Source organism: uncultured Thiothrix sp. (assembly GCF_937873765.1).
In the GTDB taxonomy this organism is placed as follows: domain Bacteria; phylum Pseudomonadota; class Gammaproteobacteria; order Thiotrichales; family Thiotrichaceae; genus Thiolinea.
The window spans coordinates 25699-40211 of sequence record NZ_CALMZC010000032.1; the positions used below are offsets into that span (position 1 = coordinate 25699).

Here is a 14513-nt window from a genome sequence, read left to right on the forward strand (position 1 = left end):
TCTGATTTCTTTAGGTTATGAAGTAATGATAGAAAAAAATATGGTCAAGTGGAGATGGGTTGCAAGACTGAGTCTGCTCTCAGTAGCTTGCCTATTCGCCTGCACTAGTTTGCCGCTGGCTCAGGCTGAAACACCACGCATTAACTTACAAAATACCGATGTACGTTCCTTGGTGGAAGTGGTTTCACGCCTAACAGGAAAGAACTTTGTCATTGACCCCGCTGTCGGTAAAAGCCCTATTACCTTCGTGTCAGGTAAAGGTTTAACCGAAGAGGAGTTTTACGAGGCTTTTCTCTCCATTTTACAAGTACATGGCTATGAGGCAATTGAGGCCGGGAATATCATCAAGATTGTCCCGATGGGTAAAGCACGCTCGCAAGTCGCGCCTATTTATGAGTCAGACCCAGCTAAGCCTCTGCCACAAGTGGATGTAGATGAAACCATTACTCAAGTCTTTAAGTTACAATATATTCCTGTTGCCACTGCTGTCCAAACCTTAACGCCTTTAGCCGGGCAGGGCGAAACTCGAATTCAATTTAACCAATCCAGTAATTCGGTGATTGTGACGGGGCGTGGGCAGAATGTGGCACGTTTAGCTGAGGTGATTCGGAGTATCGACCAACCGAATAATAATGATTTTGAATTAGTTGGTTTAAAATATTCAGTCGCCAGTCAATTAGCACAAACAGTAAAAGATTTATTAGGTACGAGTGCAGTAGGCCCTGAGGGTGTACAACTACCCCAACAAGTTAAGGTGTCTGTGGATGAGCGCACCAATAGCATTGTGGTTGCGGGTGATAAACAAGATCGTGAGCGTGTGCGGAAAATTATTCAGCGCTTAGATATTCCGCGTACTCAACCTTCAGAAACTCAAGTCGTCCCGCTTAAATATGCAGTCGCTTCCCAGCTTATGCAGACCTTAAAGGATTTACAGGTTGGAGGGGGGGCAGTCATTGTTGCAGGTGAAGGGATTGCGCCAAATGCCATAAGTGCTGTTCCGCCATCAAAGCAGATTCGAATGGCAGCGGATGAGCGTACTAATAGTATTTTGATTTCAGGCCCGAAAGCAGAGCGTGAGCCGATCATTGATGCGATAGCTAAATTAGATATACCACGCGCAGGCTCTGGTGGCACTCGAGTTATTCCTTTGCGCTATGCCAAAGCAGAGGATATGGTCAAGGTATTGAATGATGCCTCCAAAGGGATTGTTGAGCAAACGGCGGGTACGGCAGCAGCGGCAGGTGCAGCGCCCGTCGCGGCTAAATCCGGTGGTTTAGGTACTGAAGTGAGTATTCTCGCCGATAAGACCAGTAACTCAATTATTCTTTCCGGCCCTGCACATATTCAGAAAGATATTCTGAAAGTGATTTATCAGTTAGATCGCCGTCGTGCGCAAGTCTTGGTTGAGGCGATTATTGCGGAAGTTTCGAATGATCTCACTAATAAACTCGGCTTTGGGGTAGCTGCACTAGATGCAAATGCAGGTAAGACAGGGCTGATTGGTACAAGTAATTTTGGCGGTCTAAATACAGCTTTACAATTAGGCAGCGGTACAGTTACAGCTTTGCCGAGTGGTTTATTGATGGGTGTGGCTAATGGCAATTTTGGGATTGTAATGGACGCACTTAAAGGTGATGGCGCCACTAATATTTTGTCTACCCCCACTATTGTGACCATGGATAATGAGGAAGCCAAGATGGTCGTGGGGCAAAATGTGCCTTTCGTGACAGGTTCTTATACAAGCTCTAATTCAGGTGGTACGGCTCAGAATCCTTTCCAAACCATCGAACGCAAAGATGTCGGTTTAACACTTAAGGTAACCCCACAAATTAATCGTGGCAAAACGATTCAAATGAAGATTTCGCAAGAGGCATCTAGTGTTTCTCAAAGTGCTGCTGCTTCTGATCTCATTACCAATAAGCGTGCCATTGATACCAATGTGATGGTGGAGGATGGGCAAATATTAGTCTTGGGTGGTTTGATTCAAGATAATTTCAATGATTCTGAAAATAAAGTACCTATTCTGTCCGATATTCCAGTGATTGGTGGTGCGTTCAAGCAAAACAGTACACAGCGTAGTAAACAGAATTTGATGGTCTTTATTCATCCTGTGATTTTACCGGATCGTGAAGCTGCAGATGCTTACAGTCGTAGTAAGTACCATACTCTGCAACGCCAACAGCAACAAACTAAGGTTTTACAACGTGGTGGCTTAGGCTCAGCCGCAGTCTTCCCGGATATTCCGTGCTTTGATTGCAAAAAGGGGAGCGTCGATTCCTTACATTTCCCGAATCAGCAAAACCAGAAACCGATTACGCAACGGCCTGTAAAGGCTCAACCTGCAAGACCAGCAGAGGATTGTGTGCCTGGATTCTGTCAATTAAATGAAAAGTGAGTGATCGGATTTCATGGCTGAGCTAGGGGTTTTGTTAGAAGACAATCAGGCTGCGAATGAAGTATTTATGCTGCCCTATGCATTTGCTAAACGACATGGAGTCCTTATTGAGCAGGAAGCGGAAGGCAATATTTTATTATATCGGGATACGCTGAAGCCCACTGTACTGATGGAGGTACAGCGGAATTGCTCGCGTATTCAAGCAATGCGGCAAGTCGATGCGGCAAGCTTTGAGCGTTTGTTAGCGGCTTGTTATGACCGTAGCCAAACGGGTGCGGCGATGATGCAGGAGTTGGGGGATGAGGCAGATTTATATGATATTGCTGAAACCATGCCTGAGCCTGAAGATTTGCTCGAAGCGGAAGATGATGCGCCAATTATTCGTCTAATCAATGCTTTACTCTCGCAAGCGGTAAAAGAAAATGCTTCAGATATTCACATCGAAGCGTTTGAGACGCGTATGCAAGTGCGAATGCGGATTGATGGGGTGCTGCGTGAAATTCTGGAGCCCCCCCGCAAATTAGCACCTTTAATCATTTCACGGATTAAGGTCATGGCGCGCTTAGATATTGCTGAGAAGCGTGTACCCCAAGATGGACGTATCTCGCTACGCTTGGCGGGGCGTGCTGTGGATGTGCGGGTTTCAACTTTACCCTCTGGGCATAGTGAGCGCATTGTCCTGCGTCTATTGGATAAGCAAGCCGGTCGTTTAAATTTATCTAATCTTGGGATGGATCCGGAGGTTCACGGACGACTTGAGAGGCTTATCCAAAAGCCACATGGCATTATTTTAGTGACAGGGCCGACCGGTTCAGGGAAAACCACTACGCTCTATGCAGCACTCACTAACTTAAATGATGCTCGCCGCAATATTCTCACCGTAGAAGACCCGATTGAATATTATATTGATGGCATCGGCCAAACCCAAGTGAATACCAAGGTCGAAATGACGTTTGCGCGTGGTTTGCGAGCGATTTTGCGTCAAGATCCGGATGTGGTGATGGTTGGGGAGATTCGTGACCTTGAAACCGCTGAAATTGCGGTGCAAGCAAGTTTGACTGGTCACTTAGTATTCTCCACGCTGCATACCAATACAGCAGTGGGTGCAGTGCCACGTTTACAAGATATGGGGGTCGAACCCTATCTGCTCGCGTCCAGTTTATTAGGTGTAGCTTCACAACGTCTGGTGCGTACCTTATGTAATGAGTGCAAGCAAGCCACTGAAGCAACTAGTACTGAAACAGAGTTGATTCAAGCGAATTCCCATTATGATCTGCGCCATCAACGCCCACTGATTTATCATCCTGTAGGCTGTCCTGCTTGTCGTCATACCGGCTTTGTGGGGCGAACGGGTATTTATGAAGTGGTTGAAATTGATAGTAATGTTCGGCAAATGATCCATGACCGTTCCAGTGAAGTGGAGTTGGAAAAATATGTGCGTCGCCACACACCTAGTTTGCGAGATGATGGAGTACGTTTAGTCTTAGAAGGCAAAACTTCCTTAGATGAGGTGCTACGCGTAACTCGTGAGGATGAACGTTAATGCCAGCTTTTGAGTATGTTGCGCTAAATACGGGTGGCCGAGAGGAAAAGGGTATTTTAGAAGCTGATACGGCTCGTCAAGTCCGTCAGCTTTTACGCAATAGCGCACTGACACCCCTCGAAATTAATGAAGTGGTGCAAAAGCAAAAGAAATCGGAGGGTGCACGCTTATTTGGTGGGAGTTTAAATAAAGCTGATCTGGCTTTAATGACCCGTCAACTCGCTACTTTAGTCAGTGCGGGTTCTCCCTTAGAAGAGGCCTTAGGCACGATTTCACGTCAGTCAGAACATCGCTCAGCTCGTCGTATCTTTTCTGCCATTCGCTCACGGGTGATGGAAGGGCATACTTTAGCTTCTTCTTTAGGCCAGTTTCCTGCGGCTTTTCCCGTTCTATATCGAGCGACAGTTGGCGCCGGCGAGCAATCGGGACATTTGGCACAAGTCTTAGAGCGCTTAGCGGATTACACCGAAAATAGTTTGCTCAACCAACAAAAAGTATCGACAGCTTTTATTTATCCAGCTTTACTAGCTTTAGTCGCAGTCGGGATTGTCATTGCCTTATTGAAATTCGTGGTACCGAATGTGATTAGCGTGTTCGATACTTTTGATGGTGATTTGCCGACTCTGACGCAAATGCTGATTGCCAGCAGTAATTTTCTTGAGAACCATGGGATTACCCTGTTAATTGCCATTATTGGTTTTGTTATTTTTGTCCGCTATTTATTAAAGTTCCCCTCTTGGAAACGACGCTCTCATCGCTTGATGCTTAAATTACCTTTGGTAGGGCGTTTAGTGCGTGGCATTAATACTGAGCATTTTGCACGTACGTTAAGTATTCTTGCTTCAAGTGGTGTACCGATTCTCGATGCTTTAAAAATCGCCGGCGGTGTTATTACTAATATTCCTATGCGTGAGGCAGTCGATGAGGCCACTGTCAAAGTGCGTGAGGGCATGGCAATTAATAAGGCTTTGCAACAATCAGGTTATTTTCCCCCCATGGTGATTTATCTGATTGCCAGTGGTGAAGGCAGTGGTCAGCTTGATCAGATGCTTGAGCGGGCTGCGATTCAACAAGAGCGTGAAACCCAATCACGTATTACTAAAATGGTGGGTTTATTAGAGCCTCTATTAATTTTAGTAATGGGTGGGGCAGTGACTGCCATTGTTTTAGCGATTATGTTGCCAATTCTAAAAATGCCACAGTTCATCCGCTAATCGCCCACGATTAGGAATTGCAACCTAGCGACTCTTTAAAGCCTGTTCCATTATTTACTCGTACACAAATTAATCCCGATCCGTAGAGCTGGGCTTGCTTCCTCCAACTACAAAAACAGGGTCGGTTGTTTACTTTAAGAGTAAATAATCATGAGCCATAGCAACCGCCGTGTAGAGTTGCATCTATCCCCATTACTAAATTTTGTGGGAGATGTTAACTTATTAGCGTTTTCGCCTGCAAAACAGCCAGCGACGCAAACTTCGTCTTTGCCTTCGCTATATATTTATGCACCAGTTACAGAGCTGCCTTATTTATATACAGTTTTAGCTAAGTTAGGTTTTGAGTGCTATTTTAATGCTAGCAACTTGCAAGAATGGCAAGGTCTTAATGTTTGTTTCTTTAAAAAACAAGCGCTCAGTAGTCAGCAGTTACAAGCCTTGCAGCTTGCTGAAAAGCAAGGTGCACAAGTTTGCTCCTTACAGAGTTTTATTGAGCAGCATCTGCAGTGGGTAGAGGTTAGTTTACTGGATGCTGAGTACTTATTAGAAATTGAAAAAGCCAGTAGTTTAAGCAAAAAATGGCCTGACCGATTAAGGCGCTTATTTGATGTAGCCGTAGGTAGCTTATTATTGGTTGTGCTCTTACCTTTATTTTTACCTGTAGCTTTAGCGATTCGCTTAGAGTCTAAAGGTTCGATCTTCTTTAAGCAGTTAAGAACCGGTTTATATAATCAAGAGTTTGAGATTATTAAGTTTCGGTCGATGTATGAAGATGCTGAAAGTAATGGTGCACAATGGGCTTGTAAAAATGATAAACGTGTGACGCGGGTAGGTCAATTTATGCGTAAAACGCGAATTGATGAGCTACCACAATTATTTAATGTTTTAAGAGGCGATATGTCTTTAATTGGTCCCCGCCCTGAGCGCGAGGTCTTTATAAAGGATTTAGAGTCAGTCGTACCTTTCTATCGCTTTCGACATTTAGTTAAACCGGGAATTACGGGTTTAGCGCAAGTCATGTATCGTTATGGCGCTTCTGCAGAAGATGCTCGCTATAAACATCGCTATGATTTGTATTATATTCGTCACCGTAGTTGGTTCTTAGATCTCAAAATCCTGTTAAAAACAGTGCGTGTTGCTTTCACCGGAGAAGGTATCTAGCTTTATAAGGTTGGTATCTTGGATAATACAGCCTCTTTAGTTAATTAAGAGGCTGGTATGCATCCAGTACGTCTCACTGAATACAGCCACGGTGCCGGTTGTGGCTGCAAAATTTCTCCTGCTGTTTTAGATCTCATTTTAGAAAGCCAACTACCTACCGATGTTTATCCAGCTTTATTAGTGGGTAATAGCTCCCGGGATGATGCGGCAGTCTATGATTTAGGTAATGGCACTGCTGTTATTAGTACCACCGATTTTTTCATGCCCATTGTAGATGATCCGTTTACCTTTGGGCGGATTGCGGCTACCAATGCCATTAGCGATATTTACGCGATGGGTGGTAAGCCTTTAATGGCGATTGCCATTTTTGCTTGGCCCATCGATAAATTAGCACCCGAAGTGGGGCAGCAAGTGATCGAAGGCGGGCGCAAAGCTTGTCAAGAGGCTGGTATTCCTTTAGCAGGCGGGCATAGTATTGATGCACCTGAGCCTATTTTTGGTTTGGCGGTGACGGGCATCGTACAAACTAAGCATCTTAAGCAAAATAGCACTGCACGTGCAGGTGATAAACTTTATCTCACCAAGCCTTTGGGAGTCGGGATTCTTACGACTGCACAGAAACGTAAAATCCTTAAGCCTGAGCATAGTCAATTGGCGATTGATACTATGTGTGCCTTGAATGATTTAGGGACAAGGCTGGGTGAGTTAGACTACGTGCATGCTTTAACCGATGTGACCGGCTTTGGTTTAGCTGGACATCTACGAGAAATCTGTGAAGGAAGTGGTTTACAGGCAGTCTTAGCGTTTTCTCAAATCCCACTGTTGCCTGCCATTCATGAGTATTTAGACCAGGATTGCACCCCCGGTGGCACACAGCGCAATTTTGCAAGTTATGGATATGTTTTTGCGAATGAGTTGAGCCTGCGCGAGCAGCAAATTCTCTGCGATCCGCAAACTAGTGGGGGGTTATTAATTGCCGTTGACCCCAACCACGAACTAGAGTTTTTAGCGGTGACGGAGCAAGCAGGTTTCAAACTCAATGCTATTGGTTCTTTGCAGGCTCCTATGCAAAACCAGGCAATGATTAAGGTGCTAGCATGAACCGTCAGCAGCTTTTACCGGATACTGAGGGTTTACCCGTTATTGATGATTTAGCCTCCGTGTTGCTAAAGGCGTTGCCTTTGCTGGATGTGCGTGCGCCGATTGAGTTTCACGAAGGGGCTTTTCCTAATACGACTAATATACCTTTAATGAATGATGCCGAACGTTCTGCTATTGGTAAACGTTATAAGGCTGCTGGGCAGGATGAAGCGATTCTGCTGGGTTTAAATTTAGTAAGTGGCGCGCATAAAGCGGAGCGCATTGCAGCTTGGCATCAATTTGCATTAGAACATCCAGAGGGTGCTTTGTATTGCTTTCGGGGCGGTTTACGCTCACGTATTAGTCAGCAATGGTTGTATACAGAAACAGGGATTGCTTATCCAAGAATCGCTGGTGGCTATAAAGCTTTACGCCGTTATGTCTTGGATGAATTAGTTAATTTGCCGCAACGCTATCAATCTTATGTACTAAGCGGACGTACTGGCAGTGGTAAAACACGCTTCTTAAAAGGTTTGCAACAATCCATTGATTTAGAGGGCTTAGCTCGCCATCGCGGTTCAGCTTTTGGTGCTTGGGTGCAAGCACAGCCCACTCAAATCGACTTTGAAAATACTTTAGTGGCTAAGCTTCTGCAGCAACTTGCTAAACACCACCACTCACTTGTGTTTGAAGATGAAAGTCGCAGCATCGGCTCTTTGCATCTACCCGATAGTTTATTTTTTAGCTTACGTACTGCGCCGCTAATCCTGCTTGAAACTCGTCAAGCCGAGCGTTTGGAGCTGACTTATCAAGAATATATTTTGGAAATGCTGCAAGCTTTCCAAGCGCACACTCAGGAGCCTGAACAAGCGTTTCAGGCATTTAGTCAGTATTTATTGACCAGTTTAGCGAAAGTGCAAAAGCGCTTGGGTGGGGTGCGCTATGCCAAAGTATTTTCTTTATTAGCTAGCGCTTTAGCCCAACAGCAAAAAACGGGTAGTGCTCACCTGCACCAAGCTTGGATCGAGTTTTTATTAAGCGATTACTATGATCCAATGTATGACTATCAAATTGCTCAAAAACAGGAACGCATAGTATTTGTGGGCGATGCTTTGGCGGTGAAAGAGTTTTTAGCCAGCCGCTCGATTGTTTGAGTAGCTGGCTAAGCTGATTTTAGGTAATCACGTCTGCTACTTCGCGACCCGTGAATTCAGTAATTTTGGCTAAGTCGTTAGCGATATTAATTAAATCTGCCAAAGCGACTTGCGGGTCTTGGTCATGTCGTTGGGGATCATTTTCGTATTGTTCCAGATAAACCCGTAAAGTCGCACCTTGAGTGCCTGTACCTGATAAGCGAAAGATCAGGCGCGAATCGTCCGTGAAGAGGATGCGAATCCCTTGTTGGGCACTCGTTGAGCCATCCACTGGGTCTACATACATGAAATCATCTGCCGCTTTTACGATTTTGCCGTGGAGCATTTGACCGGGCAATTTATCGAATTGCTGGCGTAAGTGTTCCATGAGCGTATTGGCTGCAGCGGTTGGAATTGCTTCATAATCGTGGCGTGAGTAATAGTTCCGTCCATATTCAGCCCAATGCTGACGCACAATATTGGCGATGGAATCTTGCTTAACAGCTAAGAGATTCAGCCAGAATAATACCGCCCACAAGCCGTCCTTTTCGCGAATATGATTAGAGCTAGTGCCAAAACTTTCTTCACCACAAAGAGTAATGCGCCCAGCATCTAAAAGATTACCGAAAAACTTCCAGCCGGTTGGCGTTTCAAAGCAAGGCAAGCCCAACTTAGTTGCCACTCGATCGGGTGCTTGGCTAGTAGGCATGGAACGTGCAATCCCAGCAATCCCATTTTTATAGCCGGGAACTAAATGCGCATTGGCTGCCAAGACCGCTAAGCTATCACTTGGTGTAACAAAAAAATGATTACCTAGAATCATATTGCGGTCGCCATCCCCATCAGAAGCTGCACCAAAAGCAATATTTTTAGGTGAATAGAGCAATGCCATTAGCTCTTTAGCATGAGCTTGATTCGGGTCTGGATGACCGCCACCAAAATTAGCTAAAGGGATGCCATGCATCACCGTACCTTGCGGAGCACCTAAACGATCTTCAAGAATAGCATGTACATAAGGGCCAGTGACGGCATGCATCGCGTCAAAGCGCATGCTAAAGCTTTCAGAGCGCAGGAGTTGGCTAATCTTGTCGAAATCGAATAGCTGCTCCATTAGCGCCATATAATCAGCTACAGAGTCAATCACTTCGATTTGCATATTGTACAATTCATAAATGCCGACTTTATCAACTGGTACAGGCTTAATCGAAGTAATCCGATACTCTTCAATCGTCTTAGAGTTTTCGTAAATTGCTTCAGTAAAGCTTTCGGGGGCAGGGCCACCATTACTAATATTAAATTTAATGCCAAAGTCACCGTCGGGGCCGCCGGCATTATGGCTAGCAGAGAGGATAATGCCGCCAAGTGCTTGATGCTTACGAATTAAATGTGAGGCGGCAGGGGTGGAGAGAATCCCTCCTTTACCAACAAGGATTTTCCCAATACCATTAGCTGCTGCCATCCGTAAAATAACTTGAATGGCTTCACGGTTGAAATAGCGTCCATCCCCCCCCAGTATTAAGGTACTTCCTTCACGCTCGGGTAATGTATTGAAAATGGCCTGTACAAAAGTTTGTAGATAATCTTGCTTTTGAAATTGCTTGACACTTTTACGTAAGCCAGAAGTTCCGGGCTTTTGATCGTTATAAGGAACACAAGACACGATTTCGATATTCATGAGAGTGGTGCCTAATTGGGTAACTATTATCATTAGAAGAAAAACTGTGCTAAGAGGTAAACAACTTACTCAGTTGTACAGAGCGCTCTTAGAAAACTTAATACATTATGAAACCATGCTAATTAAAGAACAAGTCCCAGTCGTAGTGCCTGCATTGCCGAATAGTTTTACAGGCTTGATGGATCTGTATGAAACGAATTATATGCAGCTCAAGCTTTTATTCGGCTCAATCCCTGCCTTACCTGAACAGCAGTTATCCTATATCGCTGGGCGTTTGCCAGTCTTAGTAGAGGTACGTGAGCGCAGTGCACATACTACTACCCTGTTCGTTACTTATTTATTCGGGATGTATACAAAACATGTACAAGAAACTCGTCCTGATCTGCTCATACGTATCTATCATGATGCTTTGCAAGCTGAGGTGATTAGTCATCGTTGTCGCTTCGATGATAGCACGATTCGCTATCAGCATTTATCAATGGATAGTATGCTAAGCTGCCGTTGGCGCATGAATCGATTTTTATTCAAATGGATCAACTATTTACGTCGCCAAGGTTATCGGTTTCAATTAAAAGATTAACTTTTTGTAAACTTTCTGTATAAAAATTTTAATCGTAAATCAGCTACTATCTAAAATACTGCATATATTGATATAAGTTTTGTAGAGAGGTTTTTCTTTAAATTCTTGATGAAATCGCTTAGGTAACTTATAATCCTGAGTAGATTACTAAAGAATTAGTACCCATTTAGTTAGGAGAAGCGAAATGAGGCTTTCAACGAAAGGACGGTACGCAGTCACCGCCATGATGGATTTGGCAATTCATGATTACGAAGGACCGGTAACTTTGGCTGATATTTCCAACTGCCAAGGGATTTCTTTATCTTATCTCGAGCAGTTGTTTGCGAAATTGCGTAAATCTGGTTTAGTTGAAGGGGTGCGTGGCCCAGGTGGTGGTTATCGTTTAGGTAAACCCGCAGGCCAAATCAGCATCGCTGATATTATTGCTGCGGTTGACGAAAACATCGATGCTACCCGTTGTAAGGGCAGTGAAGATTGCCATGGTGGTGAAAAGTGCTTAACGCATCAGCTTTGGACGGATCTCAGTAAAAGTTTATATGAGTTTTTAGATAGTTTAACTTTAGCTAGCTTTATTAACCGTCCTGAAGTGCGTGCAGTTGCGCGGCGTCAAGATACTATGGCTAGTCGTATTGCAACCATGTTCCCACCACGCGTGGCTATTGCTCTCTAATTTTTTAAGCGGGAACCTTTGTGGGTTCTCGCTTTTTATTAGAGGTGAGCATTTTTTGGGTTTTAATACAGAATTGGTGAATCTCTAAACTAGGATGGATTTCCATTAAAGTTAGACTGCCTAGAGTTTTCTCATTCGTATAAGTAGCACCGGTATCGATATAGCAAATGTTGCTCGCTTGCAGCGGCTTTTGGATCGGTGTGTGTCCAAAGATTACCAACTCAATACCTGCAACAGGCTGTGTACGCCCCATCATTTGTACTTGGCGAAAACGCTGCCTTGACCAGAGGGCATGCTCGCGGATTTCTTTATCTTCAAGGCCACGTACAAAGTTTTGCCAAGTGCATCCATAAGGAATATCGGCATGTACAATGCCGATACGCCCTGAGAATGTATTGACTTCAATAGCAATGGGTAAGCGTCCGATCACACTGCGAATACGAGTGTGATAAGCAGTAGGTACTACACTCCACCATGCACCACCATTAAAACCTAACCAATTTTTAGCAACAGAAGGGCTAGATGCTGAGTCCAACAACATTTGTTCATGATTGCCTAAAACCGAAGTAAACCAGGGATAGTTTAAAAACTCGACAACCCGCCACGATTCAGGCCCACGATCAATTAAATCCCCCACCGCAAAGACGCGATCATATCTTGGGTTAAAGTTAATTTGTACAAGCAAGAGTTCTAACGCAGAAAAGTGACCATGTAGATCACCTACTACGAAATCGCGCCCATGATGGTTACGACTAAAAAACTTAAATAACTGATTCTGCATGGCTGCTCGACACTGGCATCCAAGAATTTATCAAGGGGTTTTTAACAGCAAGTCCAATTATCAAAGTTGATCAAAGCAACTTAAAGATTTATCAGATCAGCGCAACTAATCTTTAGAACAGCCTATCAGCTACAAATACTGCTTAAGCTGCCATTAAGCAAGTTATTTTATTAGAGTTGCTTAGCTCGACTTAGTTGCAAGCTAAAGTGGAAGAAGTTTAACTTTCGTTGTGCCAAATACCCCAAGCTAAGCAGGTCCAACCCACAATGAAAGACAAACCACCGATTGGGGTGATCATGCCAAACTTGCTAATTCCTGTAAGTACATAGGCGTAAAGACTGCCTGAGAAAATCAATATGCCCCCTATAAACCCCCAAGCAGCTCGATTATGCCAAGGGCTGGGGTTGCTTTGCCATAAGCAGCCTGCTAAGCCTAATGCCAAGGTATGATAAAAATGATATTCCACCCCCGTATGAAACCGCTGCAGCATTTTGGCATCGACTAGTTTTTCCAAACCATGCGCACCAAAAGCCCCTAAAATGACCGCTAACATTCCAAACAGCGCGGCAAATAATAGAAAATAGTTCTTTTTCATCAAGACACCCTTAAGTTTTATGGATACACAGAAAAAACGCCAAATCTACCGCTTGATACTCAAACTGATGGCATGGTCTGGGTTTTTATTCTTACTAGGTTTGTTTTTGCGTGGTTGTTTCGGGTAAATAGACATCTTTCTCTACATACTAGTTATATCATTATTTTCAAAAGCTTAAGTTAATTAGAGTATTGTGAGCGCTAACAACACGCAGCTCTGACTCTTCAGAAACACTAGTTTTTTATAGTACTAATACACTGACGCTCGGCTTGTGCCTAACCATTCATCACTAAACCAGCACATTTTGGTTTGAGTGGACTTCTATAGCTTCGCTTTTTAGTAGGTCTAACACTAGAATAAATAATAAGTGATATGAGTCTTGAACCTAATCATTAGGAGCTAACCAGCATGAGTAATGTTCCTTTAGCCGAAGTTTTAGCTGCATTATGTGAAGAGTTAAACAAAGCTGAACTGAGTAAAGATCCTAAAAAGCCGATGGTTATTGATGGTACAGAAGTTGAGATCACGATAGTGGTGACTAAAGCGGAACAAACAACCTTGCCCGTCCATTTCCTAAACGAGCTCTAGATCTTCAATCAGTTCAAAGAGTAGGGCGTTACTGATGGTGATTAAAGTTTTTTTAAATGACGTACGGTACTTAGGTTGATTTTCAAGACAACTCCCATATCCGTTATCTGTTAGTCGCCATCGTAATAATCTAATCCGCAACATCTGGGCAGTTCGATGCGTAGCAGTTGTTTAGTGAAACCATTAACGATCAGTTGAAGAATCAATTGCTAATTCCTTACTCCCATCATCGCTCACTTCCCTACTATGTTGCTCATGTCACCGCCGGACTGATCTGCTTGTTCCTATCAGACTAAGAAACTATCGTTGACCTGACCTAAATAGCGCAGCCTCAGCCCTCCTAATAATCTTGTTCCTTACGTCGATCTCCGATTAATTACAGAATTAGGCCTCTTAGACAACTTTAATTACTCCCCCCAATAATTCAAGGTTTAACTTGCGTCCATTTACGTTAACTTTAATAAACGTCATTGGCTAGCAAGCTTTCAAGGCTATCGTTCTAGCCATTAATCACTAATAAAGACCGAAGGTTAAAACCCTGATTTCTGGAGGGTTGATCAAGTCTTGAGTCGAATATGAGTATCAGCACCAAAATCCGGTACAGTTTTCCAAACTCGCGCCTTCCAGATTAGCCTCGCGCATGTTGGTATAATCTAAAAAAGTTGAATACAGATTAGTACCCTTGAAATTGGTTCCCTTCACATTCATCTTTTTAATAAGCGCACAGGACAAATATGCTTTTTCAAAATTAGCACCTTCTAAGTTCGCACTGTTCAACTTGACATAGCCGCTATCCCTTGAGAAACACACTATGCTGAGCACACAGCGACACCTCGCTGCGATTAGCACCTGTTAAATTGGTCCCCGTGAAGTCCGCAGCAATACAGATCGCCTTGTGAAGATTAGCATCTTCCAAATTCGCATCCGTAAAATCAGCCCCTTCACAGACCATCTTGTGAAAATTAGTATCTGCCAAATTCGTATTCTTAAAATTAACTGAGCTACAGATCGCGTTGTATAGATTAGCTCCGTACCTTCGAGATTCGGGTCATGCACCAGAGGAGTTGAAGAGCCACTAAAGCGGTAGTAACTTAAGCG

13 protein-coding genes and 1 pseudogene are annotated in these 14513 nt (G+C 43.9%); 9 read left to right on the forward strand and 5 right to left on the reverse strand.

Translation table 11 applies throughout. From position 1 onward, the window contains the following. The first annotated feature begins 40 nt into the window (after positions 1-40). From Q0307_RS08985 to mnmH, 6 genes are all read left to right on the forward strand, one after another. The gene (locus tag Q0307_RS08985) at positions 41-2395 is read left to right on the forward strand and encodes a secretin N-terminal domain-containing protein (protein ID WP_298659645.1); all 2355 of its coding nucleotides are present in this window, start codon (positions 41-43) and stop codon (positions 2393-2395) included. A 13-nt stretch (positions 2396-2408) separates the two neighbouring features. After that, on the forward strand, positions 2409-3938 hold the full coding sequence (gspE, locus tag Q0307_RS08990; protein ID WP_298659647.1) for a type II secretion system ATPase GspE: 1530 nt from the start codon (positions 2409-2411) through the stop codon (positions 3936-3938). After that, a complete protein-coding gene (gspF, locus tag Q0307_RS08995; RefSeq protein WP_298659649.1) occupies positions 3938-5152 on the forward strand; it encodes a type II secretion system inner membrane protein GspF in 1215 nt (404 codons plus the stop codon). The genes gspE and gspF overlap by 1 nt, the downstream gene beginning before the upstream one ends. Before the next feature lie 150 nt (positions 5153-5302). Beyond that, positions 5303-6313 (forward strand): exopolysaccharide biosynthesis polyprenyl glycosylphosphotransferase, encoded by a 1011-nt coding sequence (locus tag Q0307_RS09000; protein ID WP_298659651.1) that lies wholly within the window; start codon positions 5303-5305, stop codon positions 6311-6313. A gap of 57 nt (positions 6314-6370) precedes the next feature. Then, the gene (gene selD, locus Q0307_RS09005) at positions 6371-7414 is read left to right on the forward strand and encodes a selenide, water dikinase SelD (protein ID WP_298659653.1); all 1044 of its coding nucleotides are present in this window, start codon (positions 6371-6373) and stop codon (positions 7412-7414) included. Continuing rightward, the gene (mnmH, locus tag Q0307_RS09010) at positions 7411-8547 is read left to right on the forward strand and encodes a tRNA 2-selenouridine(34) synthase MnmH (protein ID WP_298659655.1); all 1137 of its coding nucleotides are present in this window, start codon (positions 7411-7413) and stop codon (positions 8545-8547) included. Before selD ends, mnmH begins: the two co-directional genes overlap by 4 nt. Positions 8548-8566: 19 nt before the next feature. On the opposite strand, the gene Q0307_RS09015 is transcribed toward mnmH, so the two are convergent. Further along, positions 8567-10201 (reverse strand): alpha-D-glucose phosphate-specific phosphoglucomutase, encoded by a 1635-nt coding sequence (locus tag Q0307_RS09015; protein WP_298659657.1) that lies wholly within the window; start codon positions 10199-10201, stop codon positions 8567-8569. Between the two features lie 115 nt (positions 10202-10316). Here Q0307_RS09015 and Q0307_RS09020 point away from each other — a divergent pair, with 115 nt between their 5' ends. Further along, complete coding sequence (locus Q0307_RS09020) at positions 10317-10781, forward strand: DUF1249 domain-containing protein (RefSeq protein ID WP_298659659.1); 465 nt, start codon at positions 10317-10319, stop codon at positions 10779-10781. 184 nt (positions 10782-10965) lie between these two features. Further along, positions 10966-11451, forward strand: a complete 486-nt coding sequence (locus Q0307_RS09025) for a Fe-S cluster assembly transcription factor (RefSeq protein WP_298659661.1) — start codon at positions 10966-10968, stop codon at positions 11449-11451. Positions 11452-11455: 4 nt separating this feature from the next. Here Q0307_RS09025 and Q0307_RS09030 read toward each other — a convergent pair whose 3' ends face one another. Beyond that, a complete protein-coding gene (locus tag Q0307_RS09030) occupies positions 11456-12232 on the reverse strand; it encodes a metallophosphoesterase (RefSeq protein WP_298659663.1) in 777 nt (258 codons plus the stop codon). Between the two features lie 217 nt (positions 12233-12449). Further along, entirely contained in the window at positions 12450-12827 is a 378-nt protein-coding gene (locus Q0307_RS09035; RefSeq protein WP_298659665.1) for a DUF423 domain-containing protein, read from the reverse strand. A 408-nt stretch (positions 12828-13235) separates the two neighbouring features. Between Q0307_RS09035 and Q0307_RS09040 the strand changes: the two genes are divergently transcribed. Next, positions 13236-13415, forward strand: coding sequence for a hypothetical protein (locus Q0307_RS09040; protein WP_298659667.1), 180 nt, complete (start codon positions 13236-13238; stop codon positions 13413-13415). A gap of 582 nt (positions 13416-13997) precedes the next feature. Here the strand turns inward: Q0307_RS09040 and Q0307_RS19065 are convergent. Both Q0307_RS19065 and Q0307_RS19070 read right to left on the reverse strand, forming a co-directional pair. After that, positions 13998-14264 (reverse strand): pentapeptide repeat-containing protein, encoded by a 267-nt coding sequence (locus tag Q0307_RS19065; RefSeq protein ID WP_366936772.1) that lies wholly within the window; start codon positions 14262-14264, stop codon positions 13998-14000. Then, positions 14206-14433: pseudogene (locus Q0307_RS19070) on the reverse strand (pentapeptide repeat-containing protein); the annotation flags it as partial. The gene Q0307_RS19065 and the pseudogene Q0307_RS19070, both read right to left, overlap by 59 nt. Positions 14434-14513 lie beyond the last annotated feature (80 nt).